This is a genomic window from Streptomyces sp. NPDC006476, assembly GCF_040612015.1.
Taxonomy (GTDB): domain Bacteria; phylum Actinomycetota; class Actinomycetes; order Streptomycetales; family Streptomycetaceae; genus Streptomyces; species Streptomyces griseorubiginosus_B.
Window position 1 is genome coordinate 24,782 of the sequence record NZ_JBEXPK010000021.1, and the last position, 24,830, is coordinate 49,611.

A 24,830-nucleotide genomic window follows, 5' to 3' on the forward strand; every position below is an offset into this window, starting at 1 on the left:
GGCCGGGCTGTCAGCCCTCGTCCGCCTCCGTGGAGACGGAAGACACCGGCTGCTGTTCGGCGGCCGCCGTCTTCTTCGCCGCCTTCTTGGCGGTCGTCTTCTTGGCGGCGGTCTTCTTCGCAGCCGTCTTCTTGGCCACCGTCTTCTTGGTGGCGGCCTTCTTCGCGGTGGCCTTCTTGGCCGTCTTACGGGCCGTCTTCTTGGCCGGAGCCGTGTCCCCGGCGCCTTCCTCGGCGGCCGGGGCCTCCGTGGCCGACGGGACGACCACGACGGCCGTCTCCTCGGGCGCGGTGGGCGCAGTCTCCTTGCGCACCGCACGGCGGCGCGGACGGGCCGGAGCGGCACTCTCGGCGGGCGCCTCGACCTCCGGCTCGGCAGCCGCGGGAGCCTCGGCCGCGGGTGCGGTCGCGGTCTCGCTGACGGTCACCACCGCCGCCTCGGCCCCGGCCGGCGAACCGGCGGGCGCCGACACCTTGCGGGTGGCGCGACGGCGGGTACGGCCCTTGGGCGCGGCCTCCTCGGCCGGCTCGGCACCGACCACCGGGTCCTCCGCGGCGACGGGCCGGGCCTGCGCCTCGGCGGCCGTCTCCGGCTGCACGGGCCGCTCGGCCTCCACCTCGGCCGGCACGACCTGGGCGGTGGGCACGTCGGCCACCTCGGTGTCGGACGCGGCCTTGACGGCATCGGCGCGCCCGGCGCCCTTGCCGTCGGCCGCGTCGGACCGCTCCGTCTCCGGACGGGTCCGACCCTGCGGCGCGCCCGCCGGGGCCGAAGCCCGCCGGCTCGCCCGGCGCCGGGTGCGGCCACCACGGGACACCGCGGCCTCCGCCTCGGCGACGCTGCTGTACAGCTCCTCGTCCGGCTCGAAGACCGGCGCGGGCAGCGCGACCGGCTCGGCGGCCTCGGCGGCGATCTCCGCCGCGGTCTCGATCTCCGGCTCGACGGCCTCGCCGCTCTCCACGACCACCGCGGCGGTCTCGTGCACGTGCTCCTGCTCGTGCCCGTCACCACCCCGGCCGCGCTTCTTGCGCTTGCCGCCGCCACCGGCGGAGGACGGCTGCTCCATGTGGACGATGACACCGCGGCCGTTGCAGTGGACGCAGGTCTCGGAGAAGGACTCCAGCAGCCCCTGCCCGACCCGCTTGCGGGTCATCTGTACGAGGCCCAGCGAGGTCACCTCCGCGACCTGGTGCTTCGTACGGTCCCGGCCCAGGCACTCCAGCAGGCGCCGCAGCACCAGGTCCCGGTTGGACTCCAGCACCATGTCGATGAAGTCGATCACGATGATGCCGCCGAGGTCGCGCAGCCGCAGCTGGCGGACGATCTCCTCGGCCGCCTCCAGGTTGTTCCTGGTGACCGTCTCCTCGAGGTTGCCGCCCTGACCGGTGAACTTGCCGGTGTTGACGTCGATGACGACCATCGCCTCGGTCCGGTCGATCACCAGCGATCCGCCGCTGGGCAGCCAGACCTTGCGGTCCAGCGCCTTGGCGAGCTGCTCGTCGATCCGGTAGGTGGCGAAGACGTCGACCTCGCTGGTCCACTTCTGCAGCCGCTCGGCGAGGTCCGGCGCCACGTGGGACACATAGCCGTGGACGGTCTGCCAGGCCTCGTCACCGCTGACGATGACCTTGGAGAAGTCCTCGTTGAAGATGTCCCGCACGACCCGGACGGTCATGTCCGGCTCGCCGTACAGCAGCGTGGGGGCGTTGCCGTTCTTCGACTTCTTCTGGATGTCCTCCCACTGCGCCTGCAGCCGCTCGACGTCACGGCGCAGCTCGTCCTCGCTCGCGCCCTCGGCGGCGGTGCGCACGATGACGCCCGCGTCCTCGGGGACGATCTTCTTGAGGATGGTCTTCAGCCGTGCACGCTCGGTGTCGGGCAGCTTGCGGCTGATGCCGGTCATCGAGCCCTCGGGGACGTACACGAGGTAGCGGCCCGGGAGGGAGACCTGGCTGGTCAGACGCGCGCCCTTGTGCCCGATCGGGTCCTTGGTGACCTGGACGAGCACGGACTGCCCGGACTTCAGGGCGGACTCGATGCGGCGCGGCCCGTTCGCCATGCCCAGCGCCTCGAAGTTGACCTCACCGGCGTAGAGCACCGCGTTGCGGCCCTTGCCGATGTCGATGAAGGCGGCCTCCATCGACGGCAGCACGTTCTGCACCTTGCCCAGGTACACGTTGCCGACGTACGAGGTCGACTGCTCCTTGTTGACGTAGTGCTCGACGAGCACGCCGTCCTCCAGGACGCCGATCTGCGTACGCTCACCGCTCTGCCGGACGACCATCACCCGCTCGACGGCCTCACGGCGGGCCAGGAACTCGGCCTCGGTGATGATCGGGACGCGCCGGCGCCCCTGCTCCCGTCCTTCGCGACGCCGCTGCTTCTTGGCCTCGAGACGGGTCGAACCCTTGATCGACTGCACCTCGTCGGACGGCTCCGAGGGCTTACGGGGCTCGCGGACCTTGACGACGGTGCGCTCGGGGTCGCCTTCGCCGGGCTCGGTGTCGACGGAGGAGTCACCGGCGCGACGGCGACGACGACGGCGACGGCGGCTGCTGGCGCTGGACCCGCCGGCCTCGTCGTGGGCCTCGTCGTCGTCCTCTTCCTCCTGCTCGGCGGTGTCCTCGGCGTCCTGCGCGGCCTGCTCGGCGGCGAGCTCGTCGGACTCCTCCGACTCGTCCTCGCCCCCGGCCTCGGCGGACTCGCCGCGACGGCGACGACGGCCACCGCGCCGACGACGGCGCCGCGACCCGGTCTCCTCGGCCTCGTCCTCACCGTCACCGGCGCCCTCGGCCGACTCCTCGGCCTCCTCCGTCTCGTCGTCCTCGACGACGGCCGGCGTCTCGACCTCGGCGGTCTCACCCCGGCGGCGACGCCGACGGCGCGTACCGACGGGCTGCTCCTCGGCAGGCTCCTCGACCTCTTCGACGGCCTCGGCGGCCTCCGCGGCGGCGGCAGCGGCGGCCCGCTGCGGGGTCTGGAACTGCGGCTCGGTGAACACGGGCGCCTGGAACACGGCCACGGCGGGCCGAGCGGGCCTCCGCGCTTCCTCGTCCTCACCGGTCTCGCCGGACCGGGCAGGCTCGGAGAACCCTCCGGCGGCCCGCCGGACCACCCGACGCCGGGCACGGCGCGGGGAGGCGTCGTCGTCGGCCTGGGTGGCGGGGGCTTCAGGGGTGCGGGAGGCGGATGCCTCGGCGGCGGCGGAGCCTTCGGTGGCCTGACCGGCGGTGTCCGCGCTCACCGAGCTTTCCGCGCTCGCGGCGGCTGCGGACGTCTCGGCCTCCGTACCACCGGCAACGGACGTTTCGGCGACGGACGCGGACACGCGGCGTGTGGCCCGACGGCGGGTACGGCGCGGTGCCGTGTCCTCCGCGGACGTCTCGGCGACCTCGGCAACGCCCGGCGCCTCGACGGGCTCGCTCTCCTGCGCGGGCGCGGCGGCCTCGCCGGCGCCCTCGGCGGAATCCGCCGACACCACGGTCTCGGCCGTCTCCGCGGACGCCGGCGCCCCGACGGGCGCGGACACGCGGCGCGTGGCACGGCGGCGCGTGCGCGGCGGGGCGGCGGCGTCATCGGACGCGACGGCCTCGGACTGCTCGGGGGCAGCAGCCGTGGCCTCCTGTGAAACGGGCGCCGGCGCGGCGGGCACCACGGTCTCGGCGACCTCGGCGGCCTCGGCCGACGCGGGGGCCCCAGCGGGCGCGGAGGCCCGGCGGGTCGCACGGCGGCGCGTACGCGCGGCGGGCGCGGGAGCCTCGGGCTCCTCTGCGGTCACGTCGGTGCCGGAAGTCTCAGCGGTCTCCGCCGCCTCGACAACCTCAGCGGCCTCTTCGCCCTCCTTGACCTCTTCGGCCACGGAGACCTCTTCGGCCACGAGATTCTCGGCGCTGGCGGCCGGTATGGCCGGCGTGGTGATCTCCTCCGGTGTCCCGGCGGCCGCGACCGGCGGTCCCGCGGGGCGTGAAGCGGCACGGCGCCGACGACGCGGCGGCAGGGTGTCGCTGGGGGTGTTCAGTTCTTCGGAACCCTCGGTGGGTTCGGTCGGTTCGAGCATGCGGGCTTGTCTCCCGTCAGGCTCCCGGGCGCCGCGCCTGGTCCGGCGTCGATGACTCGATCGCCGTTGACGTCCGCGGCTCGCGCTGTGCGCGGTGCCGCCGTCCGGGGCGCGGGCGCCACACGGGAGCTCTCTGTGTCCTGTCTCGCCGGTTCCGTACACCCTGTTGGGTACGGCCTGGCGAAAGTCTTCTGGTCGGTGCGCTGCCCGACCCAGGTGGCTCCCGAGTACGAGGGCGGCGCTACGACGTCCGTCCTTCGCGGGACCTTCCTTACGCCGGCGCCTTCGCGGCGGCAGCGGAACCGGCCACCAGGGCCGTCGCCGCCTCGCGGTCGGGCGCGAGCGGGTCGGTCACCGTGCCGGTCTCTTCATCGAGCAGCCCCTGCGCCAGCCTGGTCACCGCTGCGGGGACCGGCGGCGCCAGGTCGGCCACGGCGCGGAGACCGGACAGGACGTCGTCGGGTCGTACGGCAGGCGTCACGTGCCGAACAACCAGCCGCAGTATCGCACAGGGCTGGTCGGTCGGCCTATCAGCCGCGTCACTATGCGTTTCGAGCTGTACGACCGCGGAGCGGGCGTCGAAGGTCCGCACACCGTTCTTCGTCGTCCGCTGGACCTCGACGGCCCCGGCGGTGTTGAAGGCGGTGACGGCCCGCTCGGCCTCCTCGGGCCGTACGCCGTCCAGCCTGAGCTCCCATACGGAAGCGGTCAGCCGGTCGGCGAGACCGGAGGTCCGCGCCTCGACGGCGTCGACGACGTCGAGCCCGGCGGGCAGCGACTCGTCGAGCAGGACCCTGAGCTTCTCCGGGTCCCGCGCCTCGGTGAGGGCGATCTCCAGATACTCCGCCTCACTGCCCGTGCCGGTGGGTGCGGCATTGGCGTACGACACCTTCGGATGCGGCGTGAACCCCGCCGAGTACGCCATCGGCACCTCGGCACGGCGCAACGCACGCTCGAAGGCGCGCTGGAAGTCACGGTGGCTGGTGAACCGGAGGCGGCCGCGCTTGGTGTAGCGCAGTCGGATGCGCTGCACCGCGGGTGCGGGCGGCGGGCCTTCGGGCTGTCGCTTGCCCAGTGTCGTTCAGTCCTTCGTGAGAGCGGTCGTACTGCTACCTAGAGTACGTGTCTCGGCGCCCAGAGGTTCCCGCCGGTCCACGGAGGGGACTCGCGCGGGCTCACCGAACAGCATCCGCCGGACGTCGGCCCGGGCCTGCCGTACCGACTCGCGGGCCGAGGCCAGCCCTTCGCGCGCCACCCGCCCCACACCGCGCGCCACCGCGGCGACGGGCCGCAGCACGACGTCCCGTACGACCTGTCCGACGGGTGTGAGCACGGTCCGCCAGAACCAGCGCACGGGCTCCACGAAGATCCACCGGAAGAGGGTCCCGAGCGCCCGCCCCACGGCGAGGGAGACACGCCCCGCGACCCTCCAGGCGTGCCCCAGCGCGTCCCCCACCTCACGCCCGACGACGGCGAGGACCCGGCCCACGGGAGCGAGCACCCAGCGCCACAGCGCGAGGGCGGGCAGCACGATCAGCACCCGGCCGACCCAGTACAGAACGGTCCCGACCGCCGAAAGCACCAGGCCCAGGCCTCGTACGAGCCCGGCCGCACACCACACCACCGCCCGTCCCAGCGGCACCAGCACAGGCAGCAGCACGCGCGCGTACACCCACGCCAGCGCGTCCCGCACAGCCCGCCCGACGGGGACCACCACGTACTGACCGAGCCACACCATGGGCACCACGACGATGACGTTCCCGAGCCACCCGAGCACCCGCCCGACCGGCACGACGACGTATCGCCACAGCCCCACGAACGGCCATACGAACAGGGCCCGCCCGATCCAGGCCAGCACCCGCCCGACCGGCCGCAGCACGGTGTCCCGCAGAAACCTTCCGGCGACGACGAGCGCGTCCCACACCATCCGCACGGGCACGACCAGCACGAACACGACGATCCGCACCGGCACCCGAAGCGCCACCACGAGACAGCCTTCGGGTTCCCGAGGCTGCGGCGCCCGCTTCTCCAGATCCATACCTGCAAAGACGCGCCCGGGCGCGCCACGGATGCAGCAGGTAACGGCGGACCACGGACATCGCCCTCACTGCGGCGGCGCCACCCCGGACCCGAGCGAGCCGATGAACCCGTCGAGCCGTGCCACGACCTGCCGCAGCACCTCCACCGATCCCGCGACGTCGTCACCGAGTTCGAGCGAGTGATCCGCCGAGGGCACTTCCAGCACGTCGTGCCCCAAGCCGCCGACGACCCCCGAGTCCCACATCCTGTCCGCGGTCCCCCCGACGAGGAGGGTCGGCGCCTGACTCCGCCGAAGGGAACCCACCACATGCCCGACCGTCAGAACGGGCGTGAGCCAGACCGCCGGAAGATTCCGCTCAGCCGCGACACCGGATCCGAGCGAGCCCAGGGACTTCCCGAGCAGCAGCCCGCAGGCCCCGCCCTCCGCCTCGACAGCCGCCGCGACCTGCCCCTCCACCCACGCGACCCGCTCCTCGACGCTGAACTCCGAGAAATCGCCGGGGATCCGCCACCACACCTCCTGAACCGTCCACCCGTGCCTCAGCAGCACGGCCCGAGCGAAGTGCAGCAGTGGCCTTGCGGGCGAGTAACCAACCCCCGGAACGACGACCGCGACCCGGTCGGAGGCGCCGGCGTGGCGAGTGGGGACACCGAAGGACGATGAATCAGGCATCCCCGCAGGCTACTGGCGGCCGGCCTCCCGACTCGGCGCATCACGTGAGGGCGGTGCTCACAGTTCGTCCTTGATGCCGGAGACGGGATTGCCCGCCGTCCAGCCAGTGCGGATCGACCGCGTCCCTTGGGCACGTCATGGGGCACCGCCGTTACCTCGTGGTCATCCTGGGCACTGGTGGTCCCAGGACAGCCGACGAGAGGGGTCCGGTCTTGCGGGAGGCGTCGCAGGACGTTACGGCAGTGACTCTCCTGGCGGATCCGGACGCACCGACGGAGATCGCGCAGCGCATGGCCCGGATACTCCCCGATCGGCTCGCCGAGAAGTCGGGTCAGGGGAGGCGGTTCGACGTCGAGGTGCTCAGTGAGCCCTTCACCGCGAGGACCGAGGACCTGTCCACGTTGACGCGCCGGATCATGGACCGCGGGCGTGCGGAGCACTGGGACATCGTCGTGGCTCTCACCGATCTTCCACTGCACACACATGGGCGCAAGCTCGTCATGGATCTGAGCCATGACCATGGCTTGGCGCTGTTGTCCCTTCCATCGCTGGGCGGCCTGCGCTTTCGGACAAGGGCCCTGCGGGCGGTGGAAGAGGTCGTGCTCAGCTTGACGGATGCGCGGGCCACTACGCCTGAAGAGCCTCCTCGGCCTAAGTCGCTGGGACGTTTCGCCGGGCGCCTTGCTGCCATTCACCCGGGCCAGATCGGCGAGGAGGAGACCGCTGATCTCCGATACGTCGTCAGCGGCCCGCGCGGTTATCTGACCGTGCTCGGCGGCATGGTCCGCGCGAACCGGCCTTGGCGGTTGGTCCCGGGTCTTTCGAAGGCCCTGGCCGCCGCACTCGCCACGGGGGCAGTCGCCACCGTGAACTCCACCGTTTGGAGCCTTGCCACCTCCCTGAGCACGCCACGCCTGGTGATCGCCATGGTCGGGTCCGTCGCACTCATGATCGGGTGGCTGATCGTGGACGCGAACCTGTGGCATCGAACGGATGAGGTGTCGCCGGAGGCGAGGAAGAGGGCGGCTCTCTACAACGCCTCGACGGTCGTGACCGTGGGGATGGGGGTGATCGTGTGCTACGCGGGCTTGGCGGTCATCAACCTGGTCTGGGCGCTCTTCATCCTCAACGACCGACTGTTCGCCTCCATGACACGAACCCCGCTGCACGCCACGGAGTACTGGACGCTGTCCTGGTTCGTCGCTTCGGTCGCCACGGTGGGCGGCGCGCTGGGATCGGGCTTGGAGAGCGACGAGGCGATCCGGGCAGCCGCCTACTCCAAGCGCGAACAAGAACGTCGCCGCATGCTCGAGGACGACGGTGAGTAGCCGGGGAAATCAGCCGATCGATCGAAAAAAGGGTCGTTTCGCGTCGAAGGACGATGGGGACCCGCACCCAACGCCGCCGGAGCGCTGAAGCTCGGCCCAGCGGGCCGGCGGCCCAAACCACCGTTCTGCCGATCCGGTTGAACAGGGCAAGATCGACCCCACCCGGATCATCACCCCCCGGCTGCCCCTGGCCGAGGCACCGACCGGCTATGACCTCTTCAAGAACAAGCAGGACCACTGCGAGAAGGTCGTCCTCACGCCCTGAGGGCCGCGCCGACGACCCGCGTTCTTGATTGTCAGCGACAGCGTGTCCGTCGGCGCCTTCCGCCGTACGGCTGACGGACGCGGCCTCTTTGATCAGGTCCTGCGGGTCTGCAACGGTGGCCACCACCGTTGGCTTCGGAGACATCACGGCCAAGAGCGAAGCCGCTGGACTCGTCGTCACCGCCCAAATGATGCTGGACCTCCTGGCGCTGGGCCTCGTGGTCCGCCTCATGCTCCATGCCGTCGACGTCGGACGACAACGACACGCCGACTGACCCCGCGCTTACACATGTCCTCACTCGCCCCGCCAGGGCCTCAGCAATTCGCGCAAGAGGCCCGCTCACGTCAGTGCGCGTGACCACCGGACGCGGGCGTCGGACCTGCGTTCTTGACCATCAAGGGCAGCAGCTTCTTGCCCGTCGGGCCGACCTGGATGTGGGTGTCCATCTGCGGCCATTCACCAACGCACCCAAAACCGCTACCGTGCTGGTCATGGGGAAGCGAACGAGGACCCGCGCGGCAACTGACCGCGCTCAGTACGCAGTTGAGACAGAGTGGACGGAGGTGGACTTAGCGCTCTTGGAGGAGCTGAAGAGGGCGGAGGCACGCTTACCCGACGACGCCCCGCGGGCCCTGTTGTCTGTGCGGCTCTCCGTCCTCACCGACGACACGACGTCACCTGTTCGTCAGGAACTCGATCTCCGCAAACTGGCCCTGGAGCGCGGTTGTCGAGTCGTAGGCGTGGCAAGCGACCTCAATGTGTCAGCCACGAAGGTCCCGCCGTGGAAGCGCAAGGAACTCGGGGAATGGCTCAACAACCGGGCACCAGAGTTCGACGAGATCCTTTTCTGGAAGCTGGACCGCTTCGTCCGGCGGCTCAGCGACCTCAGCACCGTGATCGACTGGTGCCTGAAGTACGGCAAGAACCTCGTCTCCAAGAACGACTCAATCGACCTGACCACCACGGCAGGGAAGATCATGGTGACGATCATCGGTGGTATCGCCGAGATCGAGGCCGCCAACACGAGCACACGCGTAGCCAGCCTCTGGGACTACACAAAGACTCAGAGTGAGTGGCTTGTCGGCAAGCCCGCGTATGGATACGAGACGGCGGAGGGCGAGGACGGCCGGGTCGTACTCGCCGTCAACCCGGATGCGTATCGGGCACTGCACTGGTGCCGGAAAGCCGCCATGCGGGCCAAGCCGGCGTCAGCCCGTCGCATGGCCAAGGTTCTCGTACGAGCCGGTCTCTGCGGTCCAGGGCTTACGGCCTCAACGTTGCTCCGGCGCCTCAGGAACCCTGCCCTCATGGGCTACCGGGTGGAAGAGGACAAGAACGGAGGTATACGCCGCTCGAAGATCGTCCTTGGTAGTGATGCTCAACCCATCCGTGTAGCCAACCCGATCTTTACCGAAGGAGAGTACGACAGCCTTCAGAAGGCCCTAGACCACAGGGCGAAGGACCAACCCACCAGGCGTCCCGGCGGCGCGACGAAGTTCCTCGGTGTACTGATCTGCCACGATTGCCGCTCGAACATGACCGTGCAGAAGAACCGCGTCAATGGACGGTCGTACTCGTACTTGCGATGCGGTAAGTGCAAAGCCGGAGGACACGGCGCCCCTGAGCCCGACGAGATCTACGGCAAGCTCGTGGACGACGTGCTGAGGGTCCTGGGTGACGAGCCGGTCATGACACGCGAGTACCGCCAGGGTGCCGACGCCCGCAAGGAGCTACAGCGGCTGGAAGAGTCCATCAGCTACTACATGATGGGCTTGGAGCCCGGAGGCCGATTCACGAAGACCCGCTTCACCAAGGAGAAGGCCGAGAAGACGCTGGACGACCTCATCAAGCAGTTGGGGGCCATCGATCCGGAGTCCACGAAAGACCGATGGGTAGCCGTGCACAACGGCAAGACCTTCCGGCAGCACTGGGAAGAAGGCGGCATAGAGGCTATGGCCGCCGATCTGCTCAGGGTCGGCGTCAAATGCGTGATCAAGCGGAGCAAGGTGAAGGGGGTTCGCGCCCCTCACATCCACATGAAGCTCATGATCCCCAAAGATGTACGAAACCGGCTGATCATGAAAGAGGATGACTTCGCCGAGGCATTCTGACGGCTCTGGCAGCCATACGAGCAGAGCCGCCCCCATGCAACCGGGCGGGCGGCTCCTCGTCACGAGAACCATGATGCGGGATCGAACGGCTCTTCCGTTCCGTCATCGTCGACGATCACGATTTCGCTTTGTATCAGGGGCATCCGGCCGTCGTCGGAGCGCTTGAGAAGCGGCGCACGCTCACACTGTTTCGAGTCAGGTTCAGGCAGAACGGTTATGAGCCTCACCCCCCTCTCGCATCGCGGGCAGAGCCAACCGCCGGGACTCGGCAAGGTCCTCTGCAATGCCAGCGGCGATGAGCGCTGCGCCGGGGGTGTGGCCAGAACCGACGAAGCGCCAGTGCCGTTCGCTGATCGCGTTGGGTAGGTCGGTGTGGCCCTGGTGGTGGGCGCGTTCGGCGCGGAGCGCTGTGTAGGTGGTGGAGTAGGCGCGGGACTTGGTGAGGATGTGGCCCCGGTAGCCGAGGGTGTGGACCCAGGCGCGCAGGCGAAGGGGTTCGTACTCGGGTAGTCCTCCCAGCCGCCAGCAGGTCCGCATGAGGGCACGGACGTGTTCGCTCACCGGCGCCAGCCCGATCTCGCCCCAGGTGGTGAGTCGGTAGTCAGTGCCGGCGCCAGTGTCGCTCGCGCCTTTCGTGACGTACTTGGCTACGTACGCAGCCACCGCGTCATCGTCCGGGCCGTCGCTGTCGGTACGTAGGGGCCGGGCATCGATCTGAGCACCCCAGCGCAAAGTCAGCTCACCAACGGCCGGGCTGTGTGGCGTTCCAACCCGTACCCGTCGGGCCGAAGCCCGCACAGCGTCTGTGAGGAGGTCAGCCGTACCCCATGCCGGCGGTCCCTCTCCGGGCCCGTCCGGACCGTCGAGGCGGACGACAGCATGGATGTGGACGGCCGCCCGCCTCTGGTACTCGGCTACCCGGGCGAAGGAGAGCCGGGCGTGCCGGGCGAAGTGGGACTGTACGAGGCCGATGGCGGAGGCCAGGCGCCGCCGGACGTCGATGACGAAGCGGTCCCACAGCTTGGAAGCGTGGGCGTGCCACAGCACGTGGGCGGTGTAGTCGTAGCAGTCGGCGCACAGCGGTTGCCCGACGGCCGGAGCGTCCGGGGCGTGGACGGTGCCGCAGCCGAGGGGACGTCCATGTTCGCATACGCCGCCGTCGCGTCGAGGACGGCACGCCTCCCCGCTTCGGTGGACGGCCCCGAAGGACGGGGCGGTGAGGGTGATGAAGAGCCGGGGGCGGTCGCGGACCGCGGCGGGGACGTTCTTACCGCCGAGGAGGCCGGCGCGGACGAGGTGGTACGTGTCTCCGGCGTGGAGTCGGGAGCAGGCCGGGCACACGGTGGCGCGGCGGTTGCGGCAGCGGACAAGAAGACGTTCGCCAGGCTCATGGCGGGTGTCGTAGTGGGTCAAGATTTCGCCGGTTGTGCCATCGAGGGTGGTGGTGGAGCCGGAGAGGTGGACGGGGTGGGAGCAGCCGCCGGTTGCGGTGATCTGTTCCAGCCAGCGCGGGAACTGCGGGTCTTGGGCGATGCGGATGGCGTCGCGGTCTGCTTCGGTCAGCTGACTCAGGCGCGCCGCGCGGTCGAGGGCGGCGCGCCGGTCAGCCGAGGTGGTCTCGGACTGAGGGGTGATGGTGGTGACCTTCCGGGGTGGGCCGCCGAAGCGGCTCGGTGGGTGGGTGGTGGTGCGCCGTTGTCCATGAGGTTGTCCTCTCGGTGGTGAAGTGGGTGGGGTTACTGGTCAGCGGATGGTTCCGGTGCCCCGGCAGACGCGGCAGCGCCGCAGTCGTCCGGTCCAGGTCTTGCGTGCTCCGTCGCCCTTGCAGTTCGGGCACCTCACGCGAGGCATCGGCATGGCTGTGCGTCCTTTCTGCTCAGGTGTGGGAGAAGCCGCTGATAAGCCAGGTGACGAGGCCGTGGATGGTGAAGACCACGGGGGTCTGGCCGAGGTAGACGCCGAAGAGGCCGACGCAGACCGCTTCCCAGGCGCGGACGTCGCGGGAGCGGACGAGGAGGACGGTGATGATCCCGAAGATCACCGCGAACGTGAACGCCGTTCCTTCGCTTATCACTTGTTGTCTCCTTCCAGCACCGCGAGCGCGCGGTCGAGGGCGGGCAGGTGCGGGGTCAGGGCCGCGTACTTCCGGGCCGTTGCTACGGCTTCCTCGGTCGGGGTGAGGTGGGAGCGTGCGCGGCTCCAGCCACCGTCCGGGCCCGTGCACACGGCCACGCCGCGTTCCTCCGCTGTGATCGACTGGGCGACCGCCACGGCGTCCTTGTTCAGGTCGCCCAAGGTCATCTCTGCCGTGCCGGGATCGTTGACCCGGTGGCAGATGCGTCCGCCGAGCTGCGCCCGCAGCGCGGTGACGCCGGGGCCGAGGTCGGAGCCGACGCGCTGTCCGGCGACGACCAGGTGCAGGCCGAGCGCGGCCCCGAGTTGCCCGATGCGCAGCAGCAGCGTGGAGCACTGCTCCGCCTCCGCCTTGCTCTCGCGGGTGCCGTCGGAGAGGTACAGTTCGGCGATCTCGTCGACGATCACGACGACCGGTATCGGCCGGAGCTTGTCCGGGAGCTCCCAGATCGAGCGCACCCCGGCCGACCGGCACACGCGCATCCGGTCCTGCATGTCGACCACCAGGGCGGAGAACACGGCAACGGCTTCTCTGCGACAAGTCGCCAGCGCGCTCAACCGCCCGGTAAACAGGCCGAGTTCCATGCCGCCCTTGCAGTCGATCCCGACGAGTGCGACCGGCTGCGTCGCCAGCTGTGTGATCAGTCGCGCCAGCAGAGTCGACTTACCGGACCGGGTAGCCCCGGCGATCAGCCAGTGCGGCACCAGCCGCAGGTTCATCACCCAGGCGCCGCCGGTTTCCAGGGCGCCGATGAGCGCGGACAGCAGCTCCGCGGGGGCGGTGGCTAAGCCGGGCTGCTGCAGCGGATCGCTGGCCATCGCGGTCAGCAGGACGAGGCCGCGTTCCGGTGAGGTGACGCGGACCGCGTGGACCTTCCACGCGTGCACGAACGCGTCCGCCGCTTTCATGTACGTCACCGGGGTCTGTCCCGCGTGCAGCCGCACGACGAGGGTCAGGCCCATGCGGGTGGCGCGGGGGAAGGAGATCCGCGGTGCCACCGGCCGCAGCGGATCGCCCTTGACGACCAGGTCCCCGAGCAGCCCGCGCGCCGGACGCCGGGAGACGGCGAGGTCGTTGAGCACAGCGATCCTGCGCCAGGTGGCGAGCACCCGGCAGACGGTGACGGGGTAGCCGATCAGGTACCAGTGCCAGGCCGGGCGGTGCCGGCGCACCAGGTCACCGACGACGAGCACCCAGGCCAGCACCGCGAGCGCGAAGGCGAGCAAGATGGGTCCCATCACGCGTCACCACCCTTTGCCCCTGCGGCGGTTCCGTGCACGGGGGTGATGGCGTCGGCGCGGAAGCTGACGCCGTGCCGGTCGCCCATCGACCACATGAACGCGGTCAGGCCGGTGACGCGGACGATCTGTCCTTCCTCAATGCCCTTGGGCTGACCGCTGACGGCGATCTCGATGACCGAGATCCGGCGGCCGTCCTGCCGCACGGTGACCGCCACGGTCCACACCGGGTTGCCGTCCCGGTCCCTCTTCACCTCCTGTGTCTCGGAGTTGGTGAGCTTTGCTTCGGGCGCGATGGCGCACCGCAGTACGCCCAGTCGCGCCGTGTCCACGGGAATGGACTGCATTTCTGTGGCCTCCTTGGCCAGTTGGGACGCCAGCTCCGATGCTGACGTCACTTGTCCTTACGAGTTACGACTATGAAGTGCTGTACGGCAGGGGTGCAACTACTTATGCTGACGAGTGATGTCGCGCGTGCGACGTGCCTACGACCTCACCCGGGAGATGACCGAATGTCGGAGATCCAGCGCCCCGGAGCCCTCTACCAGCAGGTGGCCGCCGCGATCCGGGAAGCGATCCTGTCGGGTGAGTTCGCGCCCGACTCCCTGCTGCCGTCCGAAGCCCAGCTCATGACCCGCTACGGCGTTTCGCGCCCCACCGTCCGTAACGCCATCTCGGCCTTGCGCGCGGAAGGACTCATCGACGTCCGGCACGGCAAGGGCAGCTTCGTCCGCTCCAGCGGACAGCCCCGCCTGACCATCGAGCGCAGGGTGAGTCGCACGGCGGAGGGCAAGTTCGTCATGCCCAACGGGGACATCTGGCAGGAGGCCGACGAGCCAACCACCTACCGCACGCACACCACCAAGGACACCGGCCGACTCCTCCACCTCGACGGGGAAGAAGCTCTGTTCGGCTGTGACCGGCTGCTCATCGACCCCAGCACCGGGACCCGTGCCATGCACCGCACGCTGATCCCGTTCGAGGTCGCCGAGGCCGTCCCGCTGCTCGGTGAGGAACCGTGCAAGCCCGCCGCGGCGATCTACTGGGTACTCACCCAGGCCGGACACACACTCTCGTGGACGGAGACGGTCCGTGCCCGCATGCCCCTGCCCGACGAGCGCACCGCGCTCAAGCTCCCCGACGCGACCCCGGTCCTGCACGTGACCCGCACCGCACACGGCACCGACGACCGCCCGCTGTTTCTCGAAGAGCTCCGCTTCGGCGCCGACCGTGCCGAACTCGCCTACCGAATCACCGCCGACAAGCAGCCCACCCGACGCACCCGGGCCTGAGCTGCACCGGCAATCGGTCGAAACAGCCTTCACTTCCTCAAGGGCGCGCCTGCGGCGCGCCGGGGCGCCCGGCCGCCCCGGCCGGGCGTGCGGCGTGGCCGCCGATCCCGTCCGGACGGCCCACGCCCCACACCACAGCACGCCCAAGCAGTCCAGGCGACGACCGGCCGTCACGGGCCGGGGCGTGGTGGGCTGGGGGTCGACGGCCTCCGAGACTTTAGGCAGCCACCATGGGGCGAGCCTCGAAGAACAGGGGGCCGATCGGGCTATTGCGGGCAGGTCCAAGGACTGCCCGATCCGCTGGCGAGCGTAAGGCCCCCTGTTCACTCGCCCCATGGCAGCTCCCGCCCAAAGTCTCTCCAGCCGACGACGTGCCCACGTGCAGCGTTCACCTGCGAGAAGGCGCCTCATACCGCACCACCGGCGCCCCTCGCGCTCGTCTCCAAGAGATGAGCGAGCCGATCCATGGCGTCCGGCCAACCGCTCAGCCGGACCACCCCGCGCCCGTCCTCATTCGTCGAGGCGACGGTCCGCAGCTCGGACAGCTCCAGGCCCACGCCCAGGAGTGCACGGTTCAGCCGGTCGGCAGCCTCACGGGCCTCACGCCAGCCGGCGATGTAGCCCACGCCAGCCACCCAAAGCCCGGAGTCCGCGCCCGGCGCGTCGAGACCATCGTTCAGCCAGTCCTCACCGAAGCCGGTCACCTTGCCCACCTCTGCCCTGATCTAGGTAACGGATCATCAACTTCCTTGGACCAGGGCCGAAACGCAGCACGGCGGCCCCGGTACCATCAGGCACCGGGAACCGCCGTGTTCCCAGCCGGGCCACCCTTCGCTTTCCAGGGCTGACGGGGTGGCCCGGCCTATGTGGGGATGTAAAACGCGGACTCTCGCTCGGGAGGGGAGCCCCCGGGTCGTCCGAGAGACCGCGTCCCTTCGGCCGGAGTGGTCAGGCTCCAGCCAGTAACCGCGCCGCCACCTCACTCCCGATCGCGAAGGAGAGAACAGGGGTGACGACCCGGCGTCTGTCAGGCCGAGCAGACGCCCGGCCGGTCGAGGTCGAAACGGCACCACACCGTCTTGCCACCCCGTTCCTCCGGCGACCACCAGACCGACGTGGCGAGCCGCTGAGCGATCAGCAGCCCACGCCCACTGTCCGGCAGCACTGCTTCCGACAACTCGCCGACAAGGGCGGCAGGGAACGCATCACCCACCGGAAGCAGTGGTGGTGTCGAGTCTTCGTCGGCGACGCCCAGGAAGACCCACTTCGGGTACTTCTTGAAGGTCACGTCAATGCGCCGGCAGCTACCGGGCTGGGCGAGGCGACGATCCGGAACGGTGTGGTTCACAACGTTCGCCACCAGCTCCGAGACGACCAACTGAGCGTCGTCCACGAGTTCACCCGCGCCAGCGCCCCGCAGGAACACCGCCGTCACCTCACGCGCGAGCCTCGCCGTGTCATCGAACTCGGCGAACAGGGTGACCGCCAGAAAATGCCCGCCCTCAGCCGGATCCGGCGCTACGAACCAGTGAGCGTAGGCGTCCAGCTCTCCGCTCAGATGCTTGGTCTTCGCCGCGTCCATCGCGTCCCTTCCCAGCTCTCGTAGCACCGATTGCTTTGTGCAACGCCAGTACACGGCGTCGGCGCTCCGATCGGGAGCGTTCACCAGGGGGTTCACGTGAACACCGGCAAACGCGAAGGGGGTTCACGAATGAACCCCCCAACGCGAGACTGCTGTGACACGATGAACACTCGCCGTAATTCTCGGGTTGGCAGGGGAGCATGAGCCGAGAAACGAACGCCCAGTTGATCGCGGTCATGGACGAGGCGGAGGTCTCCAACAAAGGGCTGGCTAAGCGGATGAAGGACGCTGCCGCCCAGCGGGGGATCAGTCTCGGGACGACACATGTCGCCGTGCAGCGTTGGCGAGACGGCGCCGGAATCAAACCGGAGACGGCAGCGATCATGGCCGACGCCCTGAGCGCCAAGCTGGGCCGTCGCGTCACGCCAGGCGACCTTGGCTTCTTCCACCACACCCAGCCAACAGCCCCGGAGCCGATCGGCTACCCGACCACCGTCCCGGAGGCCCTGTCCATGTTGGACGACCTTGCCCAGGAGCGCGCCGACGAGCCCGCCACAGACCAACTGATCATCGCCGATACCGACCTCAGCTCAGCCGTCCTGTCATGGATGATCGCCCGCCCCGACGGCGTCCAGGCCGACCGGGCCGCACACCAACGAGTCGGTATGCGCGACGTACGCGCGATCAGGGATGCCGCCTCGATGTTCATGCAGCTCGACTTCAAGTATGGCGGCGGCCACGGCCACAAGGCATTACGCCACTACTTCCGCCACGAGGTCCTTCCCCTGCTAAACGCCAGCTACAGCGAGAAGGTGGGCACGGCACTGTTCGGGGCCGCCGCCGAGGTCTCCCAGTTGCTCGCATGGACCGCGTACGACGTCGGCAACCACCGGCTTGCGCACCGCTATCTCACGTCCACACTGCGGCTGTCCCAGGTCATCGATGACCGCATGTTCGGGTCCCGCGTCCTGGGCAACCTGAGCCACCAGGCCAACTACCTGAGCAACCACACCCAAGCCATCCAGCTTGCCCGCTCAGCCGTCGAGGGCGCCAAAGGCCGGGCCACCCCGCGAGCCATGGCGAATTACTGGGCGATGGAAGCCCGCGCCTTGTCCAACGCCGGCGACCGGACCGGGGCGGCAGAGGCTATGAACCAAGCAGAACGACACTTCGAGCGCGCCGACAGCGCCGACGACCCGGCATGGCTCAGCTACTTCGATGACGCCGAACTCTTGGGCGAGTTCTGTCACTGCTTCCGGGACTTGAAGATGGGACGCGAAGCCGTCGAGCACGCACAGCGAGCCGTGGACAGCACCGACCCGGAGTACGCCCGCACCTTGGGTTTCTGCCGTATGGTGCTCGCCCAGAGCCAGCTCCTGAACGGTGATCTGGAAGCCGCCGTCACCACAGCGAGCCTTGCCGTGGACGGCGGCGACTCTCTCCAGTCCTCCCGCTTCCAACGCTACGTCATTGACTTCCAGTCCGAGGTCAGCGCACACGCTGCACACCCCGCCGTCGTCGCCTTCAACGAGCAGGTGAGTGAAGCACTCGCCCGCCTGGACGACGAGGACGAGTAGCAGCTACCAGGGACGCCAGTCGCGCGGCGCATCGTCGTTGCGCAAGCCAGCGATGCGCCGGCGGTACTCGGTCGCCGTGTCCTCGCTCTCCTGCACGTTCTGCATGAGCCACGTCGTCATGCCGAACTCTTGGAGCCGCCGGAGCGTGTCATAGCCAGGCCAGTGGTACAAGTCCCGCCCGTACGCCCGCACGAAGTCCGCGTACTGCTCGTCGCTCTGCCACCCAAGGCTGTGATGCTCGACTGCCGTGACCATCAGATCCCACTCGGGGTGATCGAAACAGAAAGCCTCGAAGTCGATCAGGATCACTTCATCTCGATCGTTCACCATGAGGTTCTGCACGTGAGCATCCCCGTGTACCGGCCCCTTCGGAGTCTCGAACCTCAACTCCTCGAACTGCCCACGCAGCTCCTGCCAGCGCTTGCGGAGGAAGATACGGTCATCCTCTGGGATCAGCGCCTTATTGATCCGCAGCTCCTGCTTGTCAAAGGGATCGAAGGCAGGCAGTTCCAGGCCCGCGGGCACAGTCATGGAGTGCAGGTCTCGCAGGATGCCACCCAGTTCGCCGTAAGTGGCCTTACGTTGGCCCTCCACGATGAGGCGCCAGAAAGTCACGGGGTGGCTGTCGATTAGGAAGGGCTGGTCCAGGCCGTCAACCAGACGGGACGCCGGAAACCCCTCTGCGGCCAGCCACCTGGCAACAGCAACCTCGACACGAGCCTTCGGCAACCACGGTTCGCCACGAGCCACTCGAACGATCACCGGCGCTGAGGCCAGTCGGTACAATGCGTTCTCTCCAAGCCTGATCAGCTCAGCGCCTCTGGCATCGAGTCCCGCAGCTCCGCACGCGGCCTCCATCACCCGCGTAGCCCTTGTCGACGTGAACCCCTCTTCCCATCGAGCAGCGTCAACCGCCATGCCTGTACCAGCTCCCCTAGTCGCGCGCGATCAACCGGCGCACGCCTACGGGTGACCAACCCCGGTACGCGCCGGACGGCTCTGACGGTACCCATGCGCGGGCCATTACGGCGAGAGCGTTGGCTGAGGAGCGACGGAGCGGCTGTACGTTGCATCTCAGGGCCTCAGCGCCACAGTGGAGTACTACAGAGCTAGATCACTCACGGCGAGAACCTGACCGTGAGGAAAGGTTTTAGACTCTTCAATAGCCTGCCGAGCAGCAGCAACATCCGCAGCGAAAATAACGACCGCCAGAGAGTTAACCGCCCGCGACACGCACACATACAGCAGACGCCTTGTTCGCTCCAACACCGAGTCTTTACCGGCAGCCAAATTCTTTCTGTCGATTTCCGATAGGTCCTTTATTCCGAACAGCTTCTCATATGAGTAGAGGTTATACCTCCCCTCTTCGTCATCCACGACCACTACAACCTTGGAAAATTCTGAACCCTTAGTGCCATGCTGAGTCGCGTAAGGAGACTGCTGATGCATGTACTTGAAATATGACCGGAGTTCTGTCACGTCACACGCCATGAATGCGTCTAGCGTTTCCCTGGCCTCCGACGACAAAACGACCTCTGAATGCACTCCTTCTGGTTCGAGGTAGACAGAGAGTCGAGGATCCGGGACTACGAGCCTTCTAGTTACAGCAAGGCGAAGAGAATCACGCACAGATCCAGGACCAGCGTCGGCTACGACCTTACGCAATTTCGCTACAGCATCACGTGCAAGGTTCAAACTCTCCCTGACGTCAGAATCTGATGATTCCGCGTTGAGCACTCCTCCTCGCTCTCGCAGTAGGGAAATCACGGCCGGGGAATCTACACTATCGGCCGCAGATACGGGAAGGATGACTTCCTCAAACGGCCTAAGCGGCCAAGCCGACCCCTCATCGAAAGCATCCTTCAAACTCTTCGAATCACCGTCGTGAAAGGCGACGTACAACTGCTCGAATCCCATGCGCTTCGCAACCATACGGTGGACGATCATGAGAACCTTCGCGCCGTCACCAGTATCGGCCGAGTCTGCGGACCAGCTGCCAGCATTACTGTGTCGACTCAGCCAGAGTCGTACCTGATCCAGACGTTCACTTCGATGGTCATCCGCAGGGAGGACGAAGAAGAAGCACTCCCCTTCCTTTTGTTCGTTCGCTGGGCGGCCGGGTACCTGAACCAGACCGTCAGCCTCCGATCGCACATGGTTGACAACACTTAGCACCTTGCTCGAACTTCGGAAGTTTTCCGGTTTCTCGATGCGCCTCCAACCTTCCTCAAGAGGTATAGCACCCACCCCACGCTGGAATATCTGCTGCATAGGGTCCCCGAAAAAGCCAAGCCCCACGGCGCCACGTGCTTGAGCCGCAACTCGCTTCAACGCTTGGACGACGTTTGGAAAAGTATCCTGACTCTCATCGACAAAAATGTACGGATATTTGCTGGCGACAATGCGCGCTAGCAACTGCCTACTCAAGATCAACTCGGGAACCATCGACACAATGTCTTCATGTCCGAGAACCCCTTTCGCGTAGTCACTACCAGTACCATAGGTAAAGCGGCTGACTTCATTGAGGAGCTGAAGTTGAGTGCCAAGCTTTTTAAGTGCAGACGCATCCTTAGCGATAGTGGTATCTCGCGTGCGTGACGAATACTTTTCCTGCCTTTCCTTAATTTCTTGCATCTCGCTCTCAATGCGACATCGCACCCATTTCGCGATATCAGTTTGGAACGGACTAATTAGAGCCCACAGGAAACTGTGGATAGTAGAGACAGCGGCAAGAGGGCTACTCCCTACATCAGTGTGAATCTCCCGAGCAGCCACCTCGGTGTACGTAATACAGGCTACCTGCTGAGTCCGAGCTCTAAGGCGCGCGCCATGTTTCACCACCACGTGGTTTAGCGCCTTGACAAGAGAAGTCGTCTTACCAGAACCAGCGCCGGCTACCATAACGAAGCATCCGAGTTCATCTCCGTCAAGAAGGCTCCGCAGTTCGATGTCGGCAGCGGTGTCCGGTGCAGAAAGCCGCTCGGTCACCTACCCTCCCCAGTGGTCAGAGGAATGGTCACTGGAGTAGGCGACAAACGGTTACTGAGCCAAATCAACCCATCCAAGATGTATCGTGGCGCCTTCCAGGAACTGTCTTGCTCGGCAATAAGGCCGAGAGCAAACCTCGTCTTATCGAGATTCCGGACGCGTTTGAAGATCGCCTCGTGCAGTTCACGGAGAGTCATTTGATTTGATTTCATGATGTAGAGACCGATGACTCTGCGCGAGGAATCTTGAGACCACTGCAAGTTCTCCAAGGCGAAGGCTTCTTCAAGCGTTCGCCCGGCGAGTTCAACCGCTTCCGAGCCCCATTCGGCTAGCTGTCGAGTTTGGCAGGCAACCCAAATATTGCCGACATCCTGACCCTCCCGTCTGATCACGCGTTGATGGTCCGTCAGGTCGAGCAATTGATCGATCGACGACAGTTTCGGGAACCAGTGCTTAAGAGTCTCGTTTGAGGTCACAGCTCCAGGTTCATTCGTCTTGCACACGCGCCCCTTTTCGTCCTGCTCAATAATGTCCCCTTCGGAAGGCGCGATGCTATCCAGGTCAGTGACAATCAAGGCTGTGATACTCAGAAATTCAAGCAGCTCCTGAAATTTATGCGCAAATGCACCTCCTACTTCCAGGATCGTGAGATGACACGACTTCAGTTGAGGGAACTGCCGCTCAATGATAAGCGGCAGTAGCAAACGTTCAACATTCCCTTCGACCAAGACAGCGGCGTCCGCGAAGAATAGATCGCAATGGGTCAATTTGAGATACTGCTGGAGGAACTCGCGCGTTTCCTTTTCCTCTCCGTTGTAAAAATCTGAAAGGTTCTTCACTTCACTACAGTGCAGAACCCCGTCGGTGCTGTCTCGACAAAAGTACCGGATTGGTTGGAAGCTACTCTCGTAAAGAATGTGTGACGAGTGAGTGGTAACGACCATTTGAGTGTGAAACCCGTCTTTCACCTCGGGCAGTAGTTCAAATACGCGTCGAATGAAAACTTGCTGAAGCTGCGCATGAAGATGCGCCTCTGGCTCCTCAATCATGATGAGGTGCACTGGCGGGCGCTGGCCTTCCACGTCTTCCCATGCGTGATGAAAATCCAAAATCTCAACGGCCATGTAAATCAGGTTTTTGAAACCTAGACCGTTGTACTGATCTGGTAGAACTTGCGCCTTTTCGCCATTAATAGGAGGTAGCATGTAATGTACGCGAGCGCTTGTGCTGAGCATGCTTTGCACATTGAAGGAGGCCTTAACCACTAGCCCAGCATTCGTAGCTCCCGGATAGCCTAGATGCTCAATACTTTTGAAGATAGAACCGAAAGCCTGCTCAAAGTGCTCGTTGAGAGCGGACTCTGAATTGGCGATGGCGCTCAGCGCCTCCAGATCCGTCTCAAACTTCTGCAAATTGCGCTGATAGTACCTACTGAGTCGCCTCGACAAATCCTCGGCTCGACCGTGCGATTCCGCATCTGTAAGGTGCCTCTGCGCGTTTAGGAAATCAACCTTGATGAGTGCGCTGACCTTCGCGCTGGCTCCAGTGGAACTAGAGCCCAAGTAGAACGGCTCATATCCAGGTTTAGGATTCAAGTCAGCGTCACATTGCCGCTCATCGAGGATGTAGTACTTAATCTCGTATTCGCTAGTCAGTCGTTTGCTCAGATAGTCCGTCAGGTCCATAGGCCACGGCTTATAAGCGGCGTCCGGGGCATCTGAGCCGATCTTCCTGTCCTTGCGAGCCTTCCGATAGTTCTCCAAAACTGAGACAGAATCTCTCGGTGCATACACCATCCGGAGGCCAACCGGTTCCCCGTCCCAATCGAGCCCCGGGAGCAAGTCAAGCACACGGTGAATGTTATGGTCGTCCACCTCGAACCATAGGTCAAAGTAGATCTTTGGTAGTTCTACACCTGCACTGGCTGGGGCAGTATCGAGACTGTTAAACACCTCCCAACAGTCAGCAGTGAAGTCGTAGATTTGAAATCTGACCTTGGGGTCCAAGAAGCGTTGGAAGACATGGGTCGCGGACGTCTTCCCACTATTATTGGCGCCTACGAAGATCGTCGTCTTCTCGTCGAGATCAACTCGAACATTTTTCAACCGGCGAAAGTTCTGAACCCGAAACGCCTTGATGTGCACGGAACCCCCCGGCGTGTTTGTCCTTTAAGTACGGATCTCCGGTCGAGTTACCAACTACTTCGGGGTCGCTGAGGGCTTTACGGATGCCCCATCGCGCGACTCGATCAGACGTTCGATAATCTCGCCAGTGAAACAGCTTCTCTCGATCTGCCCTGCCCTCCCTATGGACAGGACGACCAGGCTAGCCGAGCTGGAACCAGTTCGGTGCCGTATCCAACAAAGCCACTCCATCGCGACCAAAGCGAGCCCGCCGGGCATCATCTGTGGCTCTGGAAGCTCCCCCGCAGGACGGTTCACCAAGCCCGGAGAGTTGGCCTCTCTCGGCAGGTCACCTCAGTCGGGCAATCCACAACCGGCGGACCTGCTTCCCCGCAGCTATCGCACAGCCGCGGCGAGCACAAGAACAAGTAACAGTGCTATTCGCCCTCCCTGCAGGCGCGAATGCATGTCCCCGACGGAGACTCAGATGCCCTATAGCGGCTCGGGCCCAACCCACCCTGGAGACGACGTGCGGTGTGCTTTTGGTCCCCGGCAGCGGTATTCGAGAAGATGCCGGCGGCGCCGACACACGAGAGACGGAGGCGGCGACTGTAGCCAGCGTAGCCGCCAGTTCCTCCTCGCTCCCCCGCCCAGCGTTTCCATCACCCGACCGAGTGCCTCGCTCATCTGAAGCCAGCGACGGACCCGAGTTCTTGACCGTCAGCGGCAACAACATCTTGCCGCTGGGTCCGATTTGTATAGCCGTGTCAATCCGCGGCCACACTGAGGTACTCATTCGCTCGCAGCTGCGGTCCCGGGACGGGCAGTGGCATGCAACTTAGCGAGGACCGTAATCGATGTACGGACCATCCCAATTGCCAGAGGCGGCGTGAGCACGGCATGGGTGAGATCTCCGTGCGCATACCTGTTCCGGATCGGCCGACCGTAGCTATCGAGGAGGTCGTACTGCTCCTCAGTGAGGAGTCGGTCAGCGCGAGCCTTCCCGAGGTGGCTGGCTAGAGTGCCCTTGCCGTAGCGGTCAGTGAGGGCGGTCTCGATGGCGATGATGGAGGTTGCAGCGCCGATCATCATGAACTCGTAGCGGTAATAGCTCATGCGGATCAGCTCGCGTGCCGTGGTCAGGACGCTTTCCGCAGCCTGGGGCAGACCACACGGGATCACGAGGTCACGGACCAAGTCGTGCATGTCAGCGAACTGGCTAGCCCAGTGGCGAAAGCGCTCGTCGGGTACAGGCCACGGCAGCTCGGGGGTGTCGCTCATGCCCCGGATTCTGGCAGGACAGCCCCCCGTGGGGACACTCGAATATACGGCTGGCGGCTGCGGAGCCAGGCTTGTAACTCTCGGAGGAGCGCCCCCAGGGTGCAACGCCCTCAGCAACAGGGGGCATTGGTATCAAGGAGA

Annotated in this window: 19 protein-coding genes; 5 read left to right on the top strand and 14 right to left on the bottom strand. The window is 66.1% G+C overall.

Features of this window, described 5'->3' with window-relative positions:
* Positions 1-10: 10 nt before the first annotated feature.
* The 4 genes from ABZZ74_RS24155 to ABZZ74_RS24170 form a co-directional block, all read right to left on the bottom strand.
* Positions 11-4,057 (bottom strand): Rne/Rng family ribonuclease, encoded by a 4,047-nt coding sequence (locus tag ABZZ74_RS24155; protein ID WP_356768153.1) that lies wholly within the window; start codon positions 4,055-4,057, stop codon positions 11-13.
* A 271-nt stretch (positions 4,058-4,328) separates the two neighbouring features.
* Complete coding sequence (locus ABZZ74_RS24160) at positions 4,329-5,090, bottom strand: TIGR03936 family radical SAM-associated protein (RefSeq protein WP_356768155.1); 762 nt, start codon at positions 5,088-5,090, stop codon at positions 4,329-4,331.
* Between the two features lie 48 nt (positions 5,091-5,138).
* The gene (locus tag ABZZ74_RS24165) at positions 5,139-6,095 is read right to left on the bottom strand and encodes a hypothetical protein (protein ID WP_356768157.1); all 957 of its coding nucleotides are present in this window, start codon (positions 6,093-6,095) and stop codon (positions 5,139-5,141) included.
* A 66-nt stretch (positions 6,096-6,161) separates the two neighbouring features.
* Entirely contained in the window at positions 6,162-6,770 is a 609-nt protein-coding gene (locus ABZZ74_RS24170; RefSeq protein ID WP_356768159.1) for an alpha/beta hydrolase, read from the bottom strand.
* A 242-nt stretch (positions 6,771-7,012) separates the two neighbouring features.
* Here ABZZ74_RS24170 and ABZZ74_RS24175 point away from each other — a divergent pair, with 242 nt between their 5' ends.
* The 3 genes from ABZZ74_RS24175 (at position 7,013) to ABZZ74_RS24185 (ending at position 10,474) form a co-directional block, all read left to right on the top strand.
* Complete coding sequence (locus tag ABZZ74_RS24175) at positions 7,013-8,098, top strand: hypothetical protein (protein WP_356768161.1); 1,086 nt, start codon at positions 7,013-7,015, stop codon at positions 8,096-8,098.
* 380 nt (positions 8,099-8,478) lie between these two features.
* Entirely contained in the window at positions 8,479-8,637 is a 159-nt protein-coding gene (locus ABZZ74_RS24180) for a hypothetical protein (protein WP_356768163.1), read from the top strand.
* A gap of 217 nt (positions 8,638-8,854) precedes the next feature.
* On the top strand, positions 8,855-10,474 hold the full coding sequence (locus tag ABZZ74_RS24185; protein WP_356768165.1) for a recombinase family protein: 1,620 nt from the start codon (positions 8,855-8,857) through the stop codon (positions 10,472-10,474).
* Between the two features lie 201 nt (positions 10,475-10,675).
* Here ABZZ74_RS24185 and ABZZ74_RS24190 read toward each other — a convergent pair whose 3' ends face one another.
* From ABZZ74_RS24190 to ABZZ74_RS24205, 4 genes are all read right to left on the bottom strand, one after another.
* On the bottom strand, positions 10,676-12,046 hold the full coding sequence (locus ABZZ74_RS24190; RefSeq protein WP_356768366.1) for a replication initiator: 1,371 nt from the start codon (positions 12,044-12,046) through the stop codon (positions 10,676-10,678).
* Between the two features lie 304 nt (positions 12,047-12,350).
* A complete protein-coding gene (locus ABZZ74_RS24195) occupies positions 12,351-12,548 on the bottom strand; it encodes a hypothetical protein (protein ID WP_356768167.1) in 198 nt (65 codons plus the stop codon).
* Entirely contained in the window at positions 12,545-13,846 is a 1,302-nt protein-coding gene (locus ABZZ74_RS24200; protein WP_356768169.1) for an FtsK/SpoIIIE domain-containing protein, read from the bottom strand. The genes ABZZ74_RS24195 and ABZZ74_RS24200 overlap by 4 nt, the downstream gene beginning before the upstream one ends.
* Positions 13,846-14,193 (bottom strand): hypothetical protein, encoded by a 348-nt coding sequence (locus ABZZ74_RS24205; protein ID WP_356768171.1) that lies wholly within the window; start codon positions 14,191-14,193, stop codon positions 13,846-13,848. Before ABZZ74_RS24205 ends, ABZZ74_RS24200 begins: the two co-directional genes overlap by 1 nt.
* A gap of 165 nt (positions 14,194-14,358) precedes the next feature.
* On the opposite strand from ABZZ74_RS24205, the gene ABZZ74_RS24210 reads away from it, so the two are divergent.
* The gene (locus ABZZ74_RS24210; protein WP_356768173.1) at positions 14,359-15,138 is read left to right on the top strand and encodes a GntR family transcriptional regulator; all 780 of its coding nucleotides are present in this window, start codon (positions 14,359-14,361) and stop codon (positions 15,136-15,138) included.
* 407 nt (positions 15,139-15,545) lie between these two features.
* Here the strand turns inward: ABZZ74_RS24210 and ABZZ74_RS24215 are convergent, their stop codons facing one another.
* Both ABZZ74_RS24215 and ABZZ74_RS24220 read right to left on the bottom strand, forming a co-directional pair.
* Positions 15,546-15,851: a hypothetical protein gene (locus ABZZ74_RS24215; RefSeq protein ID WP_356768175.1), complete on the bottom strand. Its 306-nt coding sequence runs from the start codon at positions 15,849-15,851 to the stop codon at positions 15,546-15,548.
* A 314-nt stretch (positions 15,852-16,165) separates the two neighbouring features.
* Positions 16,166-16,720, bottom strand: a complete 555-nt coding sequence (locus tag ABZZ74_RS24220) for an ATP-binding protein (protein WP_356768177.1) — start codon at positions 16,718-16,720, stop codon at positions 16,166-16,168.
* 200 nt (positions 16,721-16,920) lie between these two features.
* Here ABZZ74_RS24220 and ABZZ74_RS24225 point away from each other — a divergent pair, with 200 nt between their 5' ends.
* Positions 16,921-18,297 (top strand): sporulation protein, encoded by a 1,377-nt coding sequence (locus tag ABZZ74_RS24225; protein WP_356768179.1) that lies wholly within the window; start codon positions 16,921-16,923, stop codon positions 18,295-18,297.
* A gap of 3 nt (positions 18,298-18,300) precedes the next feature.
* Here ABZZ74_RS24225 and ABZZ74_RS24230 read toward each other — a convergent pair whose 3' ends face one another.
* The 4 genes from ABZZ74_RS24230 to ABZZ74_RS24245 form a co-directional block, all read right to left on the bottom strand.
* The gene (locus ABZZ74_RS24230) at positions 18,301-19,215 is read right to left on the bottom strand and encodes an aminoglycoside phosphotransferase family protein (protein ID WP_356768181.1); all 915 of its coding nucleotides are present in this window, start codon (positions 19,213-19,215) and stop codon (positions 18,301-18,303) included.
* A 183-nt stretch (positions 19,216-19,398) separates the two neighbouring features.
* Positions 19,399-21,285, bottom strand: a complete 1,887-nt coding sequence (locus ABZZ74_RS24235; protein ID WP_356768183.1) for a UvrD-helicase domain-containing protein — start codon at positions 21,283-21,285, stop codon at positions 19,399-19,401.
* A complete protein-coding gene (locus tag ABZZ74_RS24240; protein WP_356768185.1) occupies positions 21,282-23,429 on the bottom strand; it encodes an ATP-dependent endonuclease in 2,148 nt (715 codons plus the stop codon). The genes ABZZ74_RS24235 and ABZZ74_RS24240 overlap by 4 nt, the downstream gene beginning before the upstream one ends.
* Positions 23,430-24,200: 771 nt before the next feature.
* A complete protein-coding gene (locus tag ABZZ74_RS24245; RefSeq protein ID WP_356768187.1) occupies positions 24,201-24,689 on the bottom strand; it encodes a hypothetical protein in 489 nt (162 codons plus the stop codon).
* Between the last annotated feature and the right edge of the window lie 141 nt (positions 24,690-24,830).

Excerpts from the sequence above, each read along its gene's own strand:
- ABZZ74_RS24155 (WP_356768153.1), bottom strand. The coding sequence starts at position 4,057 with ATGCTCGAACCGACCGAACCCACCGAGGGTTCCGAAGAACTGAACACC.
- ABZZ74_RS24165 (WP_356768157.1), bottom strand. The coding sequence starts at position 6,095 with ATGGATCTGGAGAAGCGGGCGCCGCAGCCTCGGGAACCCGAAGGCTGT.
- ABZZ74_RS24170 (WP_356768159.1), bottom strand. The coding sequence starts at position 6,770 with ATGCCTGATTCATCGTCCTTCGGTGTCCCCACTCGCCACGCCGGCGCC.
- ABZZ74_RS24185 (WP_356768165.1), top strand. The coding sequence starts at position 8,855 with ATGGGGAAGCGAACGAGGACCCGCGCGGCAACTGACCGCGCTCAGTAC.
- ABZZ74_RS24200 (WP_356768169.1), bottom strand. The coding sequence starts at position 13,846 with ATGGGACCCATCTTGCTCGCCTTCGCGCTCGCGGTGCTGGCCTGGGTG.
- ABZZ74_RS24205 (WP_356768171.1), bottom strand. The coding sequence starts at position 14,193 with ATGCAGTCCATTCCCGTGGACACGGCGCGACTGGGCGTACTGCGGTGC.
- ABZZ74_RS24210 (WP_356768173.1), top strand. The coding sequence starts at position 14,359 with ATGTCGGAGATCCAGCGCCCCGGAGCCCTCTACCAGCAGGTGGCCGCC.
- ABZZ74_RS24220 (WP_356768177.1), bottom strand. The coding sequence starts at position 16,720 with ATGGACGCGGCGAAGACCAAGCATCTGAGCGGAGAGCTGGACGCCTAC.
- ABZZ74_RS24225 (WP_356768179.1), top strand. The coding sequence starts at position 16,921 with ATGAGCCGAGAAACGAACGCCCAGTTGATCGCGGTCATGGACGAGGCG.
- ABZZ74_RS24230 (WP_356768181.1), bottom strand. The coding sequence starts at position 19,215 with ATGGCGGTTGACGCTGCTCGATGGGAAGAGGGGTTCACGTCGACAAGG.
- ABZZ74_RS24245 (WP_356768187.1), bottom strand. The coding sequence starts at position 24,689 with ATGAGCGACACCCCCGAGCTGCCGTGGCCTGTACCCGACGAGCGCTTT.